The sequence below is a fragment of the Neorhizobium sp. T6_25 genome, assembly GCF_002968555.1.
Lineage (GTDB): Bacteria > Pseudomonadota > Alphaproteobacteria > Rhizobiales > Rhizobiaceae > Neorhizobium.
Map to the genome: position 1 here is coordinate 1 of NZ_PVBL01000048.1, position 20,923 is coordinate 20,923.

Annotated in this window: 22 protein-coding genes, 1 pseudogene and 1 riboswitch; of the genes and pseudogenes, 21 read left to right on the plus strand and 2 right to left on the minus strand. The window is 57.4% G+C overall.

Features of this window, described 5'->3' with window-relative positions:
* The first annotated feature begins 242 nt into the window (after nt 1–242).
* Nucleotides 243–358, plus strand: a riboswitch (TPP riboswitch).
* A gap of 125 nt (nt 359–483) precedes the next feature.
* The 19 genes and pseudogenes from C5L10_RS32865 (at nt 484) to C5L10_RS34685 (ending at nt 15,172) form a co-directional block, all read left to right on the plus strand.
* The gene (locus C5L10_RS32865) at nt 484–1,716 is read left to right on the plus strand and encodes a multidrug effflux MFS transporter (RefSeq protein ID WP_105433141.1); all 1,233 of its coding nucleotides are present in this window, start codon (nt 484–486) and stop codon (nt 1,714–1,716) included.
* A gap of 4 nt (nt 1,717–1,720) precedes the next feature.
* Nucleotides 1,721–2,125, plus strand: a complete 405-nt coding sequence (locus C5L10_RS32870; RefSeq protein ID WP_105433142.1) for an NUDIX hydrolase — start codon at nt 1,721–1,723, stop codon at nt 2,123–2,125.
* Complete coding sequence (locus C5L10_RS32875) at nt 2,109–2,822, plus strand: LysE family translocator (RefSeq protein WP_205837128.1); 714 nt, start codon at nt 2,109–2,111, stop codon at nt 2,820–2,822. Before C5L10_RS32870 ends, C5L10_RS32875 begins: the two co-directional genes overlap by 17 nt.
* A 221-nt stretch (nt 2,823–3,043) precedes the next feature.
* Complete coding sequence (locus C5L10_RS35150; protein WP_371412021.1) at nt 3,044–3,412, plus strand: GNAT family N-acetyltransferase; 369 nt, start codon at nt 3,044–3,046, stop codon at nt 3,410–3,412.
* Between the two features lie 153 nt (nt 3,413–3,565).
* Nucleotides 3,566–3,976 (plus strand): GFA family protein, encoded by a 411-nt coding sequence (locus C5L10_RS32885; RefSeq protein WP_105433145.1) that lies wholly within the window; start codon nt 3,566–3,568, stop codon nt 3,974–3,976.
* Nucleotides 3,977–4,085: 109 nt separating this feature from the next.
* Complete coding sequence (locus C5L10_RS32890) at nt 4,086–4,676, plus strand: hypothetical protein (protein ID WP_105433146.1); 591 nt, start codon at nt 4,086–4,088, stop codon at nt 4,674–4,676.
* Nucleotides 4,677–4,781: 105 nt separating this feature from the next.
* Nucleotides 4,782–5,360, plus strand: a complete 579-nt coding sequence (locus C5L10_RS32895; protein ID WP_105433147.1) for an SMI1/KNR4 family protein — start codon at nt 4,782–4,784, stop codon at nt 5,358–5,360.
* Nucleotides 5,361–5,465: 105 nt separating this feature from the next.
* On the plus strand, nt 5,466–5,744 hold the full coding sequence (locus tag C5L10_RS34670) for a hypothetical protein (RefSeq protein WP_245448360.1): 279 nt from the start codon (nt 5,466–5,468) through the stop codon (nt 5,742–5,744).
* Nucleotides 5,716–5,901 carry a hypothetical protein gene (locus C5L10_RS34675; protein WP_245448362.1) on the plus strand — a complete coding sequence of 62 codons (186 nt, stop codon included), beginning with the start codon at nt 5,716–5,718 and terminating at the stop codon, nt 5,899–5,901. The genes C5L10_RS34670 and C5L10_RS34675 overlap by 29 nt, the downstream gene beginning before the upstream one ends.
* A 414-nt stretch (nt 5,902–6,315) precedes the next feature.
* Complete coding sequence (locus C5L10_RS32905) at nt 6,316–7,902, plus strand: Mu transposase C-terminal domain-containing protein (RefSeq protein WP_245448368.1); 1,587 nt, start codon at nt 6,316–6,318, stop codon at nt 7,900–7,902.
* A gap of 2 nt (nt 7,903–7,904) precedes the next feature.
* Nucleotides 7,905–8,783 (plus strand): TniB family NTP-binding protein, encoded by an 879-nt coding sequence (locus C5L10_RS32910; RefSeq protein WP_105433149.1) that lies wholly within the window; start codon nt 7,905–7,907, stop codon nt 8,781–8,783.
* A gap of 83 nt (nt 8,784–8,866) precedes the next feature.
* Nucleotides 8,867–9,823 (plus strand): TniQ family protein, encoded by a 957-nt coding sequence (locus C5L10_RS32915; RefSeq protein ID WP_245448370.1) that lies wholly within the window; start codon nt 8,867–8,869, stop codon nt 9,821–9,823.
* A gap of 182 nt (nt 9,824–10,005) precedes the next feature.
* The gene (locus C5L10_RS32920) at nt 10,006–11,127 is read left to right on the plus strand and encodes a tyrosine-type recombinase/integrase (protein ID WP_105433158.1); all 1,122 of its coding nucleotides are present in this window, start codon (nt 10,006–10,008) and stop codon (nt 11,125–11,127) included.
* 717 nt (nt 11,128–11,844) lie between these two features.
* Entirely contained in the window at nt 11,845–12,363 is a 519-nt protein-coding gene (locus tag C5L10_RS32925) for an HIT family protein (protein WP_105433151.1), read from the plus strand.
* Nucleotides 12,341–12,955 carry a 3'-5' exonuclease gene (locus C5L10_RS32930; protein WP_105433152.1) on the plus strand — a complete coding sequence of 205 codons (615 nt, stop codon included), beginning with the start codon at nt 12,341–12,343 and terminating at the stop codon, nt 12,953–12,955. Before C5L10_RS32925 ends, C5L10_RS32930 begins: the two co-directional genes overlap by 23 nt.
* Nucleotides 12,945–14,120 carry a M20 aminoacylase family protein gene (locus tag C5L10_RS32935; protein ID WP_105433153.1) on the plus strand — a complete coding sequence of 392 codons (1,176 nt, stop codon included), beginning with the start codon at nt 12,945–12,947 and terminating at the stop codon, nt 14,118–14,120. The genes C5L10_RS32930 and C5L10_RS32935 overlap by 11 nt, the downstream gene beginning before the upstream one ends.
* Before the next feature lies 1 nt (nt 14,121).
* Nucleotides 14,122–14,247 (plus strand): annotated as a pseudogene (locus C5L10_RS34680) (SDR family NAD(P)-dependent oxidoreductase); the annotation flags it as partial.
* Between the two features lie 133 nt (nt 14,248–14,380).
* Nucleotides 14,381–14,644 carry a helix-turn-helix transcriptional regulator gene (locus C5L10_RS32945; protein WP_245448363.1) on the plus strand — a complete coding sequence of 88 codons (264 nt, stop codon included), beginning with the start codon at nt 14,381–14,383 and terminating at the stop codon, nt 14,642–14,644.
* 246 nt (nt 14,645–14,890) lie between these two features.
* The gene (locus tag C5L10_RS34685; protein ID WP_245448365.1) at nt 14,891–15,172 is read left to right on the plus strand and encodes a transposase; all 282 of its coding nucleotides are present in this window, start codon (nt 14,891–14,893) and stop codon (nt 15,170–15,172) included.
* Here C5L10_RS34685 and C5L10_RS32955 read toward each other — a convergent pair.
* Nucleotides 15,169–16,284: a hypothetical protein gene (locus C5L10_RS32955; protein ID WP_105433155.1), complete on the minus strand. Its 1,116-nt coding sequence runs from the start codon at nt 16,282–16,284 to the stop codon at nt 15,169–15,171. The two genes, C5L10_RS34685 and C5L10_RS32955, sit on opposite strands and share 4 nt — an antisense overlap.
* A gap of 251 nt (nt 16,285–16,535) precedes the next feature.
* Here C5L10_RS32955 and C5L10_RS32960 point away from each other — a divergent pair, with 251 nt between their 5' ends.
* A complete protein-coding gene (locus C5L10_RS32960; protein ID WP_105433156.1) occupies nt 16,536–16,988 on the plus strand; it encodes a DUF995 domain-containing protein in 453 nt (150 codons plus the stop codon).
* A 205-nt stretch (nt 16,989–17,193) separates the two neighbouring features.
* On the opposite strand, the gene C5L10_RS32965 is transcribed toward C5L10_RS32960, so the two are convergent.
* Complete coding sequence (locus tag C5L10_RS32965; protein WP_105433157.1) at nt 17,194–17,436, minus strand: hypothetical protein; 243 nt, start codon at nt 17,434–17,436, stop codon at nt 17,194–17,196.
* A gap of 600 nt (nt 17,437–18,036) precedes the next feature.
* Between C5L10_RS32965 and C5L10_RS32970 the strand changes: the two genes are divergently transcribed.
* The gene (locus C5L10_RS32970) at nt 18,037–20,661 is read left to right on the plus strand and encodes a response regulator (RefSeq protein ID WP_245448367.1); all 2,625 of its coding nucleotides are present in this window, start codon (nt 18,037–18,039) and stop codon (nt 20,659–20,661) included.
* The last annotated feature ends 262 nt before the right edge of the window (nt 20,662–20,923 follow it).

Below are 20,923 nucleotides of genomic sequence, written 5' to 3' on the forward strand. Positions count from 1 at the left end.
TACGCGTTGTCGAAGATCATCGCTCAATGCTTGCGCCATCACCCACCTCATCGCTGTAGATGTTGAATCAGCTTCGGCTCGCCGCGTCACCTCACAATCGATTCATCGATCACAGGATCTGCTCTAGTTGCAAAAATCGGATTTCTGCGACGTCGCAGAAGTCAAAAGCAAAACTGGAAGTAAACTTGGGAGTTCCGCGACAAAAATAGCGCGTGCTTGCCTTCTGCTCTTACGCTATCCTTGCCGATGCCGAGGGGTGCCCCGCCAAGGGGCTGAGATACTGCTGGCAAACGCAGCGCAGTGACCCTTTGAACCTGATCCGGATCATGCCGGCGAAGGGACGGGTCTGAACGCCTATCCTTTGCCGGCCTCATGAGCGAGGCCGCAATGACACTAACAGAGCCCAATCCCCAAACGGATTCCCGTGTTAATCACCCGATAGCCGCGATGATCGCCATAGAGCGACTTGGGGAGGGCTGAGACATGATGCTTTCCGCACCAAGATTCTCGACCATCACCCTCATATGCGCTCTGTCGGTGGTCCCGCTTAACGTGTTCCTGCCGTCGCTGGCGAATATCGCGCAGGATTTTCATACGTCCTACGCTGTCGTGAGCTTGTCGCTCGCAGGCTACGCGATCGCCGCCGTCGCGGTGGAGATGATCATGGGGCCGCTGTCGGATCGGTTCGGACGGCGGCCGATCATACTGGCGAACCTAGCTGTGTTCACGGCCGGCTCAATTGGCTGCGCGCTCGCATCCGACATCTGGACATTCCTCGTGGCGCGTATGCTTCAGGCCGCCATAACTTCCTGTTACCCGGTGGCGATGGCGGTTATCAGGGATACGGTCGGCAAGGAGCGGACGGCCAGCCGGATCGGCTACACCGCGATGATCTGGGCGATTGCCCCGATGCTCGCTCCGGCATTCGGCGGCACGGTGGATCAGGCTCTTGGCTGGCGGGCGATCTTCTGGTTCCTTGCTCTTGCCGGAGCTGCGATGTTCACCCTTTGCTGGTTCGACATGAGCGAAACCAACAAAGCGCGTGCTGGCAGCATTGCACAACAGTTCAGGGCCTATCCAGCATTGTTTCGCGTGCCGCGATTCTGGGCCTATGGATTGTGCATGTCGTTTTCTGTCGGCGCCTTCTACGCCTTCCTCGCCGGGGCACCGCTCGCCGCAACATCGGCGTTCGACTTGGAGCCGGGAGTGCTTGGCTTCTTCATGGGCGTCACGACCCTCGGTTATATCCTCGGAAGTTTCCTATCCGGGCGATATGCCGGTCGCGTGCCGCTGACCACGATGATGATCGTGGGGCGCATCGTGGCGTGCGCTTGTCCTATCATCGGCCTGACCCTGTTTCTGGCGGGCTTCAGGAGCGCGTTCACCCTGTTCGGCCCCTGCATCCTGATTGGTATCGGGAACGGCCTGACCATGCCGAGCGCCAATGCCGGAATGCTCTCTGTGCGGCCGGACTTAGCCGGAAGCTCCGCCGGGCTGGCCGGAGCCATGACGATCGGTGGCGGCGCTGTCCTTTCTTCCGCCACCGGGGCGGTGCTGACGCAGAACAATGCGACTTATGGCCTGTTCACTATCATCCTTCTTTCCACGGCGACCGGGCTGCTGGCGGCCTCGCTCGCGGCTCTGGCCGAAAAACGAGATCTCGCAACAGCGAAGGTAGCATCGTCGCCCACTGCCAGCCAAGCAGAGGGAGGATGAGGGAATGCCCCAATCGAATCCCATCCTTGCGGCCAGCGCCGTCATTCGCGATGAAAGCAGCCGCATTCTGCTGGTTCAGCGTGCCAACCCGCCAGACATGGGGTGCTGGACGCTACCGGGTGGCCGCGTCGATCCCGGCGAAACCTTGGAACAGGCCGCCATCCGGGAAGTTTTCGAGGAAACTGGCCTGACGATCTCTATCATTCGGGAATTGGGACAGCTCGACCTGTCGGATGGCAAAGGCGGCGTCTATGAGATTCACGATTTTTTGGCCGAGAAGCTGAGCGGCGAGGCAGTCGCCGGGGACGATGCGACGGCCATCGGCTGGTTTCGCAGCGATGAGCTTCCCGAGCTTTCATTGACACCCGCTCTGCTGCAATACCTGAGCCGATATGGCGTCTATCCCTAATGTTGCGAAAGTCAGCTATAAAATTCGAGCAGATGTCGGGATATTTGCGGACAAACCGGAGGTAAGTCACATGGAGCATTTGCCAGAGATAGGGTTGGCGTTCGGTGCCTTTGCGCTTGGAATGTTCAGCCCCGGCCCCAACATTCTTTCTGTCGTCGGCACGTCGATGGCCGTCAGCCGCAAAGCGGGCATTGCACTGGCACTCGGTATTTCCGCAGGATCGTTTCTCTGGGCTTCCATGACCGCGATCGGTCTGACGGCATTGATTGCTGCCTATGCTTCAGTGCTGATGGTCATCAAGATCATCGGCGGTCTTTATCTTCTCTGGCTCGCTTTCAAAGCTTTCCGCTCAGCCGCTTCAACAAAACCGATCATAGATGTAGGCGGGTTGGCAGCGAGGAGCCTTAGCATGTATTTCCTGCGCGGTCTGACGGTCCAGATGACCAACCCGAAGGCGGCATTGACCTGGATCGCAATAATGTCTCTCGGCCTCGGGCACTCTGCGCCATCGTCAACCGCTCTCGTTATTGTAGTCGGAACCACAATCCTCTCGGTTGTCGGTCACTTCGCCTATGCCGTCGCCTTCTCGACCAAGCGCGTTGTCACGGCCTATGACCGTGCCCGCAGATGGATTGACGCGGGACTAGGTGGGTTTTTCACCTTTGCCGGGATCAAGTTGCTTACAAGCCGGACCTGATTTGTCGCGGAAATCCTGATTTTGCAGCGCTGCAAAAGTCGGATTAACATATCGAGCAAAAGTCGGGAGATTTGCGAAAGGTAGCGTTTCAACTCATGAGCAGTTTTCGCATCCTTTCAGCCGAGGCGAGCGACATTCTACCGTGGCTGGCGCTCGCCAACGAGGTCGAACACCTCTTCGGAGCCATGTCGGAATTCGAGACGATCCTCGCGCGGAAAGTTATGGAAAAGCGCGCATATTGTGTCCGCTCCTCCGCCAATAGGCTTGCGGGCGCTATGTTGCTCGGCGGATCGGATGCTGGATACTGGATAAGATGGTTGGCGGTAAGCTCAGCGTCTCGCGGACGCGGAATAGGCACGGCGCTGGTCAAGTCGGCGCTGAAAGCATTCCCGCCGCGATCTTCAGTTTATGTTGATACCTTCGTAGATGACACATTGGACGGTAGAGCCGCGCGTCGCCTTTATGAGCGTTCGGGTTTCACGCCACTTTCGGTTGTTTTTGACGGAGGCGTGGAGCGTTTGAGGTATTGTCGAGAAACCCCGTCTGATCGGGAAGAGGTTTGCGACAGCCTATCTCCCTCTGGACTTTAACACTCCCACGATCTACCTTGATGCTGTGGCAGACCTGAAATTGCATTAGGTTTCAGCCCCTTCGCATAGCCCCTCGCTATGAATTGCGGCTCGGGCCTGCGCCTCACTCTCCGACATCAACAAAATCTCACCACGCAAGCGGAAGGAGTTTCTATGGCCGACGCCCAATGCGCCTGCGGCGCTCTTAGACTGACGTTTAACGAGCCACCCCAATTGACTGCGCTATGTCACTGTTTCGCTTGCCAACGAAGAACTGGTGCGCCGTTCAGCGCCAATGCGTTCTACTCGATTGAGTGTGTCGAAATATCTGGAACGGCGACGGAATTTGCTCGCATCGGCGATAGTGGTCGCAGGGTCCGCATGTATTTTTGCCCCACTTGCGGTTCGACCGTCTATTGGAAGGCCGAGGCCTCGCCGTCTTGGATAGGGGTGGCGGTAGGTTCGCTTGCGGACCCGGCTTTCGCGCCACCCACCATGTCAATATTCGAGCAATCGAAACATGATTGGTTGGAAATTGGCGACGCGGTGATGCATCTCGAACGTCTCCCACCCGGTCGAGAATAGGGCAATCGTGGCTCTCTTGCCGCGAATAGCCTGATTTGCAGCGTTCTAAACGTTAGGGTAACATATCGAGCAAATATCGAGGTTTCGCGAATATTGAAGAAAGGCCGTAATGGGCATCTTGATTTCCGGCAGTTCCAACGTTGGTAAGACGACATTCGCGACGCGCCTGGCTCAACAGCTTGGACGTAACGTGATCTCGACGGATAGCATCGCACGTCATCCCGGCCGGCCTTGGCCGGACGTGCGCCCTCCTGTCGCTGAATATTATTCTCGCCTTTCGCATGAGACAATCTATTGGTTTCTCAGGGTACACCACGAAAACATGTGGCCGAGCATACGGCAACGGATCGACGCACAGCGCCGTGTTCAAATGCCTTTCGTGTTTGAAGGCTCTGCACTTCGGCCTGAGTATATAACTCCTCTCATTTCTGACGAAATGTTGGGGGTTTTCCTCTATGCCGACAACGATTTCCTTCGAGAGAGGATGCGATCCGCGGCGAAATATAATCAATCCGATGAGACTAGGCGCAGCATAATCGACAAATTTATAGACCGATCCTTGCGCGACAACTCGGAAATGCATGTGGCGGCCAGGAAACATGGCGTGAGGGTCGTGGACACCTCAGACGACCTTGCCGTGGCCACTCTCTTTGATGAGTTCGTGCAGCAGACGCTACTTCTAGCGTCGCCAAAATCCTAATTTTGCAACGCTGCAAAAGTCGGCTTATCATGTCCAGCAAAATTCGGGAGTTTCGCGACATAAGATATATAGTTGAGATGAAATGATTGAATAAAGAGAACGATCATGGATTTAGAAAGCCTCAACCCGAAGGTCTTCAAGATGTGGGAATTGCAAAGAAATGAAGGTCCAGATTTCTTTCAACCAAGCACTAAAGAGGACATCGAGGAGATCGAGCACTTAGTGGAAACACGTATTCCTGAAGACTATCGGGAGTTTTTACTGAAATATTCTGCCATCGGCGGCTCTATCAACGTTGGCGCGTATTTCTTCCCGTGTAATTTCAAGAAAAAGTCGGTTATCATGGGAGACCACTCCTTGGTGCCTTGGGCAAAACTGACCATCAGTGCTATCAGGGCTTACTGTAACCCTCATCCGGCTTTCGAGGGCGTTAAGCCGCGTATATCGCGCGAACTGCTTCCGCTCACACGCGACAACTCCTCCACTCTGCTGATTGATCTTCGCCCGGAAAGCATCGGAAACGTGTTGTATCTCCCCTATGTCCGAAAGCAGGTGTTTGGTAAGCACGCAAATTACGGCTGGGAAAATGTCGGCTATGTCGCGCCAAGCTTCACTGACTTCATCAGGGAACTTGGCACTGAGGACGAAATAAAGGCGCGCTATCCGGATCGGAAAGTCGCTTAACCCCGTCGCAAAAATCCTGAATTTGGTAGCTTCTCGTCCGATGCCATTGGTTCGGCAAAGTTTGCGATATGCTGGATGGTGATTCAGATCGAGCGAGGAACCAAGATGACCGAAGATATCAGCGTCGAATTTTCTTTGTTTGTTGAACATGGGCGGGAGAGAGAGGCCGCCAACTTCTATGCCGCTGCCTTTGCTGCGCAGGAAGAGAACACCAGTGACATCGATGGCGCTTTGGCGGCTGTCGAAATGCGGTTCGGAAACCTGCCTGTTTGGGTCGCCGGCTCCAATCCAAATCGCGAAAAATCCCCTTCCTACGGCGGCCCGTTTTCCAAAAGAGCCAGGGGCGGTCAGCACGATGTTCCACCTCAATGTTGGCAACATTGAAGGTGTGATGCAGGCCGCCCTAGCGGCCGGCGCTGTGATCCGCGACGAAATCCAGACTGACATGATCGGCCGCCGGGCGGCCTCGATCTTCGATCCCTTTGGTCATATCTGGGCGCTCGTGGAACGTAAGGCCGACGGTATGTCACTCGCGGCGTGATTTTGTCGCAAATGTCTGTCGCGAAACTCTGACTTTTGCGAGCGAGTTTCGCGACAGATTTTTCTCTGAATTTTCAGCGCAGCCGATTTTGTCGCGAAAGTTAGCATATCCTCATCCGCCTCTAACGCTTCCACAGAACTCGAGGGAGCAGCAAGACCGTTGAGTCATGCCTTTACAAAACGCCCCATATGCGGCGTTCCTTGCCTGTCATCTCACGAAGCTCGATCTCTAGACCAGCTGTAGCAAGGGCTTTAACTTTCTCATTTCAAACCGCGAAATGTCATGCGTCGATTGGGTTCTGGCGCTAAACCGGAGAAGATTTTCCGCTTATGATTTCAGCGAGGCTCCTTGCTAAAGCGATTTCACGATCGAACCTTGCCGGCGGCGCGCCCGATCTTGGACGAGCAATGGTCGATGGCGTGTCGAATGGCCCGCGAGCTGGACAAAATCCTGGATGGCGGCAATCCGAAACAGGCTGCCATCAAACGTGCGGCGGCTGAACTGAAGATCACAACTCGCCAAATCTACAATCTCCTCGCCCGTTACCGAACCGATCGTACTGTGACCAGCTTGCTTCCTCGCACCGCTGTCAGTCGGCGCAAGCGGCTGCCGGAACAGGTGGAGGCGATCATCGCGGCCACACTTCGCGAGAAGTGGCTGACGCTCGAGCCGACCCCACTTGCGCCCGTGGTCGACGAGATCCGCGCGCGGTGCGAGGAAGCCGGTGTTGCCGCGCCGTCTTATGTGACGGTCGCTCGGCGCATCCCGATGTTGTTTTCGCCTGAAGAGATCGCGAAGAAGCGATCGGCCAATCCAAAGCACTTGCTGCGGCTGAAGCCGCGGCCCGGCTATATCCACGCGCCGCACCCGCTCGCCGTGTGCCAAATCGACCATACGCCGACCGATATCAATTTCGTGGAGGTGGTCGACGGCGCCGGTGTGTTCGTCGGCCGTCCGTATTTGACGGTTATCACCGACGTGGCGACACGATCCATTCTCGGCTTCTGCCTCACCTTGGAAAAGCCGTCGGTTCTGTCCGTCGCGCTTTGTCTGGCCCACGCCATCTGCCCGAAAGATGCCTGGCTTGCTGCCCGCAATCTCAAGCATGCGTGGCCGATGTTCGGTCGGCCGCGGCTGCTCGTCACGGACTCGGCGAAGGAGTTCAAGGGACATGCCTTCCAGCGCGGCTGTGACGACTACGGGATCCGGATCCGCTATCGCGATCGCGGCCGCGTCCATCAAGGCGGGGTGGTTGAGCGACTGCTGGGAAAACTCAACGCGGTTCTCGCCGCCTATCCAGGCTCGTCTGGGCGCTCGGTAGCCCACCGCGACGAATATCCGTCGAAGCGGCGCGCCTGCCTGAGCTTTGCCAATCTGGAGCGCTGCATCGCGCTCGCGGTCATCGATCACAATCTTCAGGAAAATTCCAAGACGCTGAAGGTGCCGCTGACCGAGTGGCACCGCAACAGTACGAGCCTGCCGGACTTTGGCGACGATCCGCAGCGCGTGCTGCTGTCGTTTCTGCCGGGGACGGAAAGACGACTGTCACCGCAAGGGATCAGCATGTTCGCCATGCACTATTATTCGCCGTGGCTCGGCATCCTCGTTCCCGAGCGTGACCGGCTCGAAAAGCTCGAGGTGCGATACGATCCCCGCGACATCAGTCATATCTACATCCGCGACCCGGAAACCCGTCAGTTTCGGCCGGTCGAACGACGCGACGGACAGCTGATGCCGTTGACGCTATGGGAACACGAGTCAGAGCGCGCCCGTCGGCGCTCGATCAATCAACGCTCAAATGTCGAGAAGGTGGCGTTCCGCCGCGAGATCGCAGCCATAGCGGAGACTGCAAAGTCTTCGAAGCGCCGGCTGCGCGACACCGTGCGCAATGCCCATGCCGCTGCGGCGGAAAAGCCTTATGCGGTCATGCAGCCACCGGCGCCTCCTTGCGCAGAGCATTCCCCGCGCCAGAAGAGCCGGCTGCCGGTGGAGGATTGGTAGCCATGGCGGATCATTTGCTCGAGCATGTCCGGGCGTATCTTGACCGTGACAAGGAGGAAAGGATCGCCTATATCCGCGCGCCACGGTGGATCGGGCATCATGTCGCCCAGGACAGCCATCGGCGGCTGGCCGAGTTGCTGGAACGACCTCCGTCTTTGCGACCCCAAGGGCTGATGTTGGTCGGGCCATACGCCAACGGTAAGACGATGATCGCCGAGCGGTTCGCCGTCGAGCACCTCAAAACCTCGCCCGAGCAGAAAGTATGGATGGTCCAGGCACGCGAAGGCGCCGGCCTCGGCCATTTCTATGCCAGCGTTCTACAGGCGCTGCGCGCTCCAGGCGGTGAGATATGGGAGCTTCGCCGCAAGGCAGAGCAACTCGATCACCTGCTGTCCAGCCTCAAACCGAAGGTGCTGATTTTCGATGAGTTTCACAATGCATTGCGGGGCCGTGCCCGCGACGTCGAAGCGGTCTTTGCTTTCCTGCGGCGGATTGGCCGCCAGTACGACATCTCGCCGGTGCTGATCGGCGAGGTGGCGGTCTGCGATTTCATCAACGCCACGAGCGAGATGGCGAGCCGCTTTGATCTGGTCGCGGTTCCCCGGTGGCAATATGGCGAGAACTATCTCATGTTGCTCGACAGCCTCGAAGCCGCTTTGCCGCTCGCAAAAAGCTCGGATTTGTCGAACGAAGCCTTGGCGAGGCGGATATTCGGTCTCTCTGAAGGCTTGATCGGCGAGATCGTCACCATCGTCACGAAGGCCGCAATCGCCGCGATCAGATCCGGGGCCGAACGCATCGGCAAGGCTACCATCGACGAGCTGCGCCACGTGCCGATCTCGCAGCGGCGCAACTCAGCGCTCCGAGAGACCCTTCTATGACGACGGTCGACACCGTCGGGCCGACAATCAGCATTCGCGAACGATATCGTGACATCCTCTCCGACCGGTGGCCGGTCACCGTGATGCCGCAGCCAGACGAATTGCTGTCAAGCTGGCTGCACCGGCTTGCCTATGCCAATGGGGTAGCCCCGAGAGCCTTCGCTCGTGTGCTCGGGGTTAATTCGGGAATGTGGTCGGCAGCCCTTGATCTGAGGCTACCGAGTGATGTCGCCACCCTGCTCCGCGCGCACACCGGTATTCCGTCCGATCAGCTCTCGGCAATGACGTTGTCGTCCGCGTTGCCGAAGCAACTCCTGCTGCCGCTGCGCAACAGCGGGCGGCGCGACGGTTCAACGTGGTTGCAGTTCTGTTGTCGCTGTCTTGCTGACGATGCGCAGCCATACTTTCGACGGCGATGGCGGCTTGCCAGCCGAGTTTCATGCACAAAGCATGGCTGCAGATTGCGTGACCGATGCCCATCCTGCCGCGGCCACATTGCGGTTTTCGACCAAGCCCAACTCGTGCCGCAACATTATTGTGTCCCGTGCGGCTATGACTTGCGCCGCGCACCCATTCCTTACCTCAGCCCCGCGACGAGAACGCTCGACCGATGCATCGACAATATCTGCAGCCTGGAAGTAATCGCCCACTCCCCGTCTGGCCCTGTGCTTATTCGTCGACTGTTGAGAATGCCCAGCGCTAGCGGCTACTACTCGACGAGGCTCCTCACCAGCCTGTCGACAGCGGCACGGACGCACTGCGCTGAACGCCTCAATCTCCCAAGTGAATGGCCTGTGGATGGTGCTGAGGATGACGATGAGGAACGGAAAGCACGCCGTCTCCGGCGTCTCATTCCGCCGCCGGGTGATCGCCACGCTTGGATCGAGCTACTGGCGAACGCGCTCGGACGAAGAAGAGGACGGCCGGGTGCTTCGGAGGGCAACGAACCGGCCATAAAGCTTCCAGACCTGCTTGGCGCCTATGCCAGCATGAGCCCACGTCCCGGTCGTCGCCTGGCGCAGGAGCTGCTCGGAAGGTAGGGAAGGCCGTCGGCGGGGCCGGGGCGGCGAGAGCGGAGCCGGAGCGCGAAACCATGCCGCCGAGCATAGTCGACGCGTGCAGTTCGTACCAAAGATGTCCGCCAAAACCGCACAGCCCGTCACCACAGTTTTATGTCCGATAATCTTGCATTACCGGACATATGATGATAGCCTCCGAAACCATGGAAAATCCCCCGGCAAACACGTCCAAAATCGCCGATATTGCTCATGACGATCTGCCCGACGTCGTCGACATTGTCATGGAAATTGGTGCCTCCGCCCCGCAAGCGACGGTCGCCTCGCGGCCGACACCCCGTGTCCCGGCGCGGCTGGAAGCCCTCGTCGAGACCGCGACCGCCTACGCCAACGCCGCCAGTTCCGAAAACACCCGTGACGCCTACGCCAAGGACTGGCGGCATTTTATCGCCTGGTGCCGCCGGGAAGGTTTTGAGCCCATGCCGCCGTCCAGCCAGGTCATCGGCCTCTATATCGGCGCCTGTGCCTCAGGCGATCCGAAGCGCGGGGTCCCTCCCCTTTCGGTCGCCACGATCGAGCGGCGTCTGTCCGGCCTGGCGTGGAACTTTACCCAGCGCGGCGTGCCGATGGATCGCTCCGATCGGCATATTGCGACGGTGCTTGCCGGCATTCGCCGCAGGCACGCAACGCCGCCACGGCAGAAGGAGGCGGTGCTGGGCGACGACATCAAAGCGATGGTCAACACGCTCGGCCATGATCTGCGGGGTCTGCGCGACCGGGCCATCCTGCTGCTCGGCTTCGCCGGCGGCCTACGACGCTCCGAGATCGTCGGGCTCGACATCGTCCGCGACGATCGCAGCGACGGCCATGGCTGGATCGAGATTTTTCCCGAGGGTGTGCTGGTGACGCTGCGCGGCAAGACCGGATGGCGCGAGGTCGAGGTCGGCCGCGGCGCTTCCGACCAAACTTGCCCCGTTGCTGCGCTGGAGAGCTGGATCCGCTTTGGCCGGATCGCCAGAGGTCCGCTCTTCCGGCGCATCTTCAAGGACAACAAGACTATCGACGTCGAGCGGCTCTCCGACAAGCATGTCGCTCGCCTCGTCAAGCAGACCGCGCTCGCCGCCGGCGTCCGCTCCGATCTGCCGGAAGGCGAGCGGGCATCGCTGTTCTCAGGCCACTCGCTGCGCGCCGGCCTTGCCTCCTCGGCAGAGATCGAGGAACGTTACGTGCAAAAGCAGCTGGGGCACGCCTCGGCCGAGATGACGCGCAAATATCAGCGACGGCGCGATCGCTTCCGTACCAATCTTACCAAGGCGTCAGGGCTTTAAAGGCCCCTCCCCTGCCCCGGTGATGAAATCGTTAGGTCAAAAATGCGGGCTGGATTTTCAGCTTAGCGTTTCATTGAAATCGGGAAGTAAAAGCCACAGCATGATTGCCGGTTGGTGTTATAACCATCGATAAGTACTGGTTATCGATGGTATAAACCAAAATGTCAGATCTTTTTGACTTGTGACTTTCATCGCTATATTTTGATCGTGCAATGATATATTTTTACTTGCTGTGCCGGCCATAGGCGTCATTCATCGGATCGGCGTTGCACGACCAGCAACGTCAATTCCGGGCTGCACGCAGACGTGCCTGCCGATCGGATCTAAGCAGGCCAGTGGTTCTTCGGGACAGATGTACGGTGGTCCTCATGTCTGCTCAATGCTGCTGGCCGCCCGATAAACCTTTGTTAAAAATCAACTCCTATTCCCGCTCGCCCTCTGCATTGGTGCCGAGTATTTTGGAATGCAAGCATGCGATGAGCGAGGTCGGGTGCGCCTTAGAGCTCTCGAGCGGCTCGTTATGTACCGGACTCGCTTCGGCAACGGAGGCGGACCGCGGCCGGACCATCTGACCAAAACTACGGGCCTTTAGCGTTGGCCATCGAGCTACAGTTCGCTAACGTGTTGCTAAAATCAGATTTCTGCGACATCGAAGAAGTCAAACGCAAAACCGGAAGTAACTTGGGATTATCGCGAAAGCGACGGAGAAGGCGGACCTTGGATATCCCAGAGCGTTTTCATATCACCGAAACCGGTGGATGGCTGGTGAGCCACAGGATGAACTCTGCCCTTCCCGGCTATCTGATGATCAGCTCGAAGAACAACACGAATGATCTGTCGGAGCTGTCGGAAAGGGCACTTGGCGAACTCGGACCATTGCTGGCGGCAGCTCAGAAGGCGTTGAAGCAGAAATTGCATGCCGAACGGGTCTATATCGGCCGCTATGGACACTCTCCCGGCTATCGAATTCATTTTCATGTGATCCCAATCTATGATTGGGTTGAGGCCCTGTTCTGGAAGGACGAGCGATATCGTTTGCTTGAAACCTTCGCAGAGGGACCAGGAGAAACGCCGACAGATGGCGCTGAGCTGACCTTTTTTGTCTGGCGAGAGTTTTGTGAACGTGCGGAGCCGCCTGCAATCCGGGGGCCTTCGGTCAGCGCGGTGATCGAGCTGTTGCGGCTAACGTTGAAGCCTGAGAAGGAAGGAGCTTATGAAAACTGCGATCGTATTTGACTGCGAGTTTCTTTGCCTTGAGGGCTCGCAACGCAGGTTCTGGTGTGCAGCCCATGACCCTGATCCCGTTATCGCTCAGATCGGTGCTGTAAAGCTTGGGCTCGAAGCCGATTTTCCAATTGTCGATACCTTCAAGGCCTATGTCCAGCCGACTGATCGATATGGCAATAGGTACGCGCTAGATCCCTTCTTCACAAAGCTGACAGGCATCACCGAAGAGAATATCGAGGCCGAAGGTGTGGCACTGCCGGATGCGCTAACGCAGGTAGATAGCTTTTCGGGCGGAGCACAGTTCTGGTCGTGGGGCAAGGACGAGCTGAACATGGTGGCAATCAGTTGTTATGTGGCCGGCATTCAGACCCCGATCGCGGCCCATCGTTTCGACAATGCTGTCAAGCTACTGCTCGCGGCCGGGATGCCAGTTGAGGATCTGGCGAAGACGCCGAGCAACAAGCTCGCAGACTACTACAATGTCCAGCATCCGCCTTTGCAGGGCCATGACGCGCTCGATGATGCGCTTTCTGTTTCATATACGCTGCAACACCTTATGAAGGTCGGGCAGTTGAGGCCGGAGGTGTTCGATGTCACATGATGTGAACGCAGGTCAACATGACAACGAAATCATAGCTTGGCGTCGCGATTTGCACGCCTACCCGGAATTGGGTTACGAGCTTCCCCGCACGGCGTCCTTTGTGGCCGAAAAACTCCGTGCGTTTGGCTGTGACGAAGTAGCCGAGGGTATTGGCAGAAGCGGCGTTGTCGGCGTTGTCCATGGCCAGAGCACGTCATCTGGCAGGGTAATCGGCCTCCGCGCCGACATGGATGCGCTTCCTATTCACGAAACGACAGGACTTTCCTACGCGTCCACGACGGAGGGCCGGATGCATGCTTGCGGGCATGACGGCCACACGGCGATGTTGCTGGGTGCTGCAAAGGCCCTGGCAGAAACACGCAACTTCGATGGCACTGCCGTTCTGATCTTCCAGCCAGCGGAGGAAGGACAGGCGGGCGCGAAGGCAATGTGCGACGATGGATTGATGACGCGCTGGGGGATCGAGAGGGTATTCGCCCTTCACAACGAGCCGGGCCTGGACGTTGGTCGTTTTGCCACCCGCACCGGTCCGTTTGGGGCTGCCGTGGCAAGTTTCAAGATAACGGTAGATGGCAAGAGCGCCCATGCTGCCAGCCCTCAGGCCGGCGTTGACGCGCTGCTTCCCGCCGCCAACATCCTTATTGCCCTGCAAACCGTCATTGCGCGCAACGTCCACCCGCTCAAAAGCGGCGTGATCTCCTTCGGATCGTTTCAGGGCGGAAAGCCTGGAGGAACGTTTGTCGGGTCGAGCGAGCTGCGTGGCTTGGCCCGCTGGTTTGAGCCGGAGGTGCGAGACACCATGCATCGACGTATCATCGATATTTCGGAGGGAATTGCAGCGTCCTACGGGGCGACCGCGACAGCCACATTAAGAAACCTGTATCCCGCAGTCGTCAATCATCCGGCAGAAACAGCGTTGGCTGTGGAGGTTGCCCGTACCGTCATGGGAGAGGATTCCGTCAATTCCGACCACTCGCAGCTCATGGGCTCCGAGGACTTCGCTTTCATGCTCGAACAACGGCCCGGAAACATTGCGCTCCTTGGCAACGGCAGCACGGCGGGGCTGCATGACCCTAGTTATGATTTCAACGATGCCGCGATTCCTTACGGTGTCGGCTACTGGACACGTTTGGTCGAAACAGCAATGCCGGTGCAGAAGTCCTAGGACCGCGGAAGAGGTGGAGGCGCTGTTTCGCACCAATGTGTTCGGTCAGCTGGCCGTCACCCACGCCATACTGCCCCTGATGCGAACGCAGCGCTCAGGCCGGATCCTCAATTTCTCAGTGATCGGCTGTTTATCAAATCACGAGCATACGCATAGAAGGCGGCCTGATATGGTATCTGGAGTCTGGCTTATCGTGCGGAGGGTACATGACGAGGGATTTCACGTTCAACCTGAGAAAGGCATCGGTCCTACTGGACCTCATGGCTCATCCCGCCCGCTTGCGTGTCCTTGAATTGATCACTGAGAGAGAGTGGGACGTGAACTCCCTTGCAACAGCCGTTAATATCAGCCAGCCGTCATTGTCTCAGCACCTCAAGAAACTTCGCGACGCGAACCTTGTCGAAAGGCGGCGAGTCCGCCAGACAGTGATGTATTCTTGTCACGAAGAGGCGGTCGGAAAAATCCTTGAGACTCTCCGCGTCTTGTCCCTGGCTCAAGGCAAGAGGCGGCATAGCCGTAACTAGGCCAAGGACCTGCGGCTGTGTTCTCATGGACGCTTTCGCGGCGGCAACCTCTACGGAATGCGCTTGTCAGTACTTCATGAATAATATCATCCAAGGCCTTTAGTCGATCACGCGGCGGCTTACGACGAAAATCCATGCCCGCGCAGACGGTCAGGGACGCCCTCTTGGCTTTGTCCTGACGGGCTGAGAGGCCTCAGATTATGCCGCGGTGCCTGACTTGCTGGCGATGCCGGTCCGCGAGCCAAGTTGTTCCTGGCCGACAAAGGCTACGATGGTGACGTCATCCGCGCAGAGCTTCTGATCCACGGAATAAAGCCGGTGATCCCGCCGAAAGCGAACCGCAAAGACCCGCCTTCATGCGACTTTGAAGCTTACAAGGATCGCAATCGAATAGAGCGGATGTTCAATAGACTTAAACAGTTTCGTCGCATTGCAACCCGCTACGACAAGACCCGAAAATCCTTCGAAGCCTTCCTTGCGCTAGCCGCAGCAAGGACTAGGCTGCCGCACTTTGTCAACATGGCCTAGCTCAGTGAGTAAAATAGAGCGCGTAGATCGGCTTGGTTTGAAACGCCAACTTTCCTGAAAATCGACTTCAGTTTCTGTCTCGCGTTTTCATAGCTGATCTGGGAAAGAGCGGCGGCGTCTACAAGCATCAAGCCAGCTGCGAGCGCTTTGCACAGCCGAAGCTCTGAAGGCGTCAAACCATACGCGTGAAGGAGAAGATCGTCTCCGAAATTGTCCAACTGGATGCCGATCCTGTGGACCTGGATCAGGAACTGGCTACGCCCCCTGATTAACTGGTTGCTGAGCACAGATGGGAGTTGATTGACGGAGATCACCCAGCGCTCTTCTCCAGCCACAATAAGATGTTTCGAGCTGAGATCGCGAGGGCCGTTCCGCAATGTGCTGGCAACCGCGACCGTCGCTGCTTGGTCAGCAAACCGGACCACGTTCTGTCGGCAGCCAACAGGGAATCCGCTACGGAAGGCAGCCAAGGCCTGATCGTTTGCATCGAACAGCTTCATGCGATCATCCACTACGAACGCTATCCTGCTTTTCAAGCTACTTAGCGCCGCCTTTGCAATGGAAGATCGAGAAGCGTCTGCAAAGTAAGATGCAATCTGAAGCGCATTTGCCAGGCTGCGGCGCGTGCTTTGCATTACCTTCTCAAGTGGAAGCTCATAGGCAATGGACAGTTTTTCTGGAAAATGGACCGGAAGATAGATGACCTCCTCGTCATGCACCTGGAGACGCAGCCCGACAGCAGCATCGTAGTCGCCGACGGCCTTCATCCATTCCTCGTAAAAAACGCTTCCATGATATCGCCTAGCCGGATCGTCTCGTTGAGCCACGAGGATCGCGCCGTTGCTGGCGTGCTGCCAGAAGCTGCGCCACGGATTGACGTAGGAATAGTGGTGGATGAACGAGTGCAAGTGCCGTTCCTCCAGACCGTCCGATACAACGAAACCGACGTCAGGTCGGGCAAAATTCTGGCTCAGGAGGGCTGCGTAGGAGCCGGGGAACACGTCCGTGAAAATGGAGCACAAGTTTGACCAGTCACGCAGGCCCGCCAAAGCCTCGGTCGCCACCGACGCGATGTCTTCGCATACCTGGGATAACTCATGCGATGACTTCATGGGCGCCCCTTAACGTTGAAACAACTCCCATCAAGCCAGATAATAATCTGCAACTCAAGAAGGCATCTCCCAAGCGGGAGTGTCCGTGTGCCTTCCCAATTGTTACCATCGAAACCTATGCAGGGGAATGCAGGCGACAATCTACCGTTTGCTGGTGCTCTGAACCGTCCGGCGACGATTGCATCTATATCCCATGCCGAACTTGCATTGTCATTATGCTCGACACTATACGGCCGATCTGGAGGTGAACTATGAATACCAAGTGCGGTGTTTTCTTTTGTATTATCTTCTTTGGAATTTTCGGCTCCGCGTCTTCCGAAACACTTCCAGGCGGAGCAACTAAACTTACTGCAGAAGAGGTACGCGCTATGTACCAGGGCAAGTCGGCTAACTGGAAAAGTGTCCGCGTGTTCTTTGCTCCTGACGGGTCTGCCCGACTCGTGCGAAAGGATAAAAAAGCCTATGGCGAGGGCCATTGGGCGGTGAACGAGAACGAAATGTGCCTGACCATCACTCCGGTCGACGTTGTGAAAGGCAAGCGTGAGACCATGAAAGACTGCTACGCTTGGCACAAAGCAGGTGGGAATTACTTTATGCTTTGGTCTGGCGACAAGGACAGGAAGGACGCCTACCGTGACGACGAGTCTGACCGTCTCGCCCAGGGTGATCAGGTCTCACAAGAGTTCTTGTCGCTCAAAAAGTAATCTAAAGACGAGATGTTTTAGCGACGAAAGCCTGCCCGGCGGAGTGTTCCGGGAGCGACGGTTTCAGCCGTTATTCAGGGCGCAGACTGGAAACGAGGGCGTTAGCTTGGCCCTCACGTCCCCAGCAAAGTTGTCCGCAGCCATGGCGGTACGCTCGAAGGTATGTCGGATCCGCGCCTTCAGCTTATCGGAAAAACTCAGGGACTTAGGCCGTGATAGCCCATCCGTCCCAGGCAAACCCCTCTCGTCCGACCCCGATCCCATGGCGCATGGCACGGCCATCGCCTTTGATGTGGTAGAGATACTTACCAGCCGCATCAACGACGAGGGTGGTGCTCGGTCGCCCGGTCGCGGGATAGTCGACCTCTGCACGGCAGAACTGCAGTTGTAGCTGACTGATATCGACTTCGGGAATTGGAAATCTCTCATTCGGCACCGCATAAAACATCGGCAGATCCACGGGCCTGGGCGAAGGCGGCGGTTCCGCGATCTTCATAACTGGGGTGGGTCGGTTGACACGCAGCCAGAACGGCTTCGGGTTGGGCAGCTAATTCTGATTCCAGTTTTGATGTCGTATGCCATGTTGGTATTCTTTGTGATCGATCGCAACATCCCACGCCGCCCATCCTGAGGCACCAGGCGCAGATCGCTCTGAGAACCGACGATTCGAGTATCCAGCGCGAGGCCCTCTCCCGTATCTCCACAAGCTATAGCGCGTCGATCAGGATGAGACGAATCTCACCTTGTTTGTCGCTAAGCAACAAGCGTCGACCGAACCAGCCGAATGCTCCGGCAGCTTATTGATCTCGCCGCCGTCGATGCGTCACGGGGCATCGCCAAGGGTGCGTAGGCACGGTGCCCGCGGCTGCTTCCGCCGCGGCTAATCTGTAACACGATTGCCCAACCGCCCGAAACTCTCTCCGGAGAGTTGCCAATTTCGTGTTCTGTGTGATGACCTTGGGATGCCGCGCGTTGCTTTTTGCTTCGGCGTCTACCAATTCGCGTGTGTCGGCATACTTAACCGGTCAATTGAAATAACGAGTTTTACATGACCGAACCGTCCATCTTCCCCTCATCCACAGGCTATATGTCCGAGCGGGTCCGCGCCTACCTCTGGGAAGACACTCCCCTTGGGCCGATCGATACATGGTCACCGGCTCTCAAAATCACTGTCGATGCGATGCTTGCCTCAAAATTCCCCCAGTGCTTGTTCTGGGGCGAGGACTTGATTGCTGTCTACAACGATGGGTATCGGCCGATGCTCGGCACGAAACCTGAAGCACTTGGTGTGCCGCTTCGGGTTACATGGGCTGAGACATGGGAGGCCCTGAAGCCGATCGCCGAAAAAGCCATGTCCGGGGAGGCTGTCTATTACGAAGACTTTCCTATCGAGACGACGCGTCACGGAGAGACCGAGACGGCCTATTTCACCTTCTGCTATAGTCCCGTCCGCGCTGACGACGGCCGGGTTCTGGGCATGATCGACACGGTGATCGAGACGACGAAGGCCGTGCGTGCCCGTCACCATATTGAATCGGAGAGCGAGCGTTTCAGGCAGATGTTCGAAAACGCACCCGGCTTCATGGCGATGCTGTCTGGACCTGATCACGTCATCCGCTATGCGAACCCGGCCTATCAGCGTCTGGTCGGCAAACGCGACGTCGTCGGCCGACCGGTCGCAGACGCCATCCCGGAAGCCGTGGCCGAGGGCTACTCGGGGGTTCTCGATAAAATCCGTCAAACTGGACGACCTCACTCGGCGTTCGGTGCCCTCTCTTCTTTCCACGAGAGCGATGGCTCTGTTCGCGAAAGGTACCTGGACTTCGTCTACCAGCCGATCAAAGATGAGAACGGAATTGTCAGCGATATCTTCGTATCTGGTATCGACATCACCGAGAGACGAATTGCCGACGAAGCGATCCGAAAGTCCGAAGCACGGCTACGCTTCCTCGATGATCTCGCAAAGGAAACAAGCGCCACCCGCGACGCTGATGCAATCCTGGCGACGACAACGAGGATGGTGGCGCAGTATCTGAACCTTTCAAACTGCGCCTATGCAGACATGGACGAAGACGAGGATGGCTTCACAATCAGAGGTGATTGGGCTGCCGAGGGGTCGAAGTCTATCGTCGGCCATTACAGCCTTGCGGACTTCGGCAAGCTCGCGGTATCAAATCTCACCCATGGCCTCCCCCTCGTCGTCAACGACAACCTCGCTGAGCTCGCAGCCGAAGAAGCGAAGACATTCCAGGACATCGGTATTGCCGCGACTATCTGCATGCCTCTGATCCGCGGGGGTAAGCTAACCGCCCTCATGGCAATCCATGACAGGGTCCCACACCAATGGACCGATGCGGAACTCTCCCTGATTAGGGAGGTCACAGAAAGGTCATGGGCACACATCCAGCGCGTGAGGTCGGAAGCGGACCTTCGTGAAACGGCGGCTGCTCTCGCCGAGCTCAACGCGACCCTTGAGGCGCGCGTTGAAGAACGCACGGCATCATTGGTACAAGCAGAGGAAGCTCTGCGCCATTCCCAGAAGATGGAAGCCGTCGGGCAACTGACGGGCGGCCTCGCCCACGACTTCAATAATATACTCGCAGGTATCGGCGGAAGCCTCGAAATGATGAATAAGAGGCTGGCGCAGGGTCGTATTTCAGACATCGATCGTTACTTGTCAGGCGCGCAGTCAGCAGTAAAGCGTGCCGCCGCGCTCACCCAGCGCCTCCTGGCATTTTCCAGACGGCAAACGCTCGACCCCAAAGCCTCTGACATCAATCGCCTCGTCTCTGGCATGCAGGACCTTATCGCTCGAAGCGTAGGACCGGCCGTAGAGGTCGAGGTGATCGCGGAGCCGAAACTCTGGACGACCTTCGTCGATGTCGGTCAGCTCGAAAACGCGCTTCTTAACCTCTGCATCAACGCCCGCGACGCGATGCCCGACGGAGGGAAAGTAATCATCGAAACGGTAAATCAATCGCTTGAGGAAGATGTCGCCCGCAAGCGCGGTCTGCCCCCAGGCCAATATGTAACCTTATGTGTAAGCGACACGGGAACGGGGATGTCTCAGGACATCGTCGCCAAAGCCTTCGACCCCTTCTTCACTACGAAGCCGACAGGTCGGGGAACAGGACTAGGGCTCTCGATGGTATACGGCTTCGCCGGGCAGTCGGGCGGAACAGTGGGTATCCAATCCGAAGTCGGCAAAGGCACCATGATCTCCATCTATCTGCCACGTCATCTTGCAGAGGCGGAAGCCGGTGAGGTGGTAACGGAGAGCGGCGATAGCCCGCGCGCGAAAGACAACGATACCATCTTAGTCGTTGACGATGAGCCTTTGGTCCGGATGATTGCGGTCGAGACACTTGAGGAGCTGGGTTATTCGGTGCTGGAGGCCCACGATGGTCCGTCTGCTACGAAGGTCCTGCAGGCACATCCAGAAATTGATCTGCTCTTGACCGACGTCGGCCTACCAAACGGCATGAACGGGCGACAGCTTGCCGACGCGGCTCGTACCACTAGGCCCGAACTAAGAGTTCTCTTCATCACCGGTTATGCAGAAAACGCCGTACTTAACCACGGCCATCTCGAGCGGGGCATGCAGGTGATGCTGAAGCCATTTTCCGGCGACGAGCTCGCTCGAAGGGTGAAAGACCTTATTAGTGGCGAGTAGATTGTGCCGCGAATATAACGCACCCTTTCAGGCTTGAGGAGCTCGTTGACGTCTGACTTGACCGCCGAGCGGCCGGAATGGTCGACCACGCATCCTGTCTTCCTCGATTTCGAAGCCTCCTCGCTGAGCAAACACTGACCTGCCACTGAGAATTTCCTCCAGAATGGATTAGAGTCCGGCCCATTAAAGGACGGACGAATGAAGAAGCAGCGATTTACGGAAGAGCAGATTATCGGTGTGCTGAAGGAGCAGGAGGCTGGCG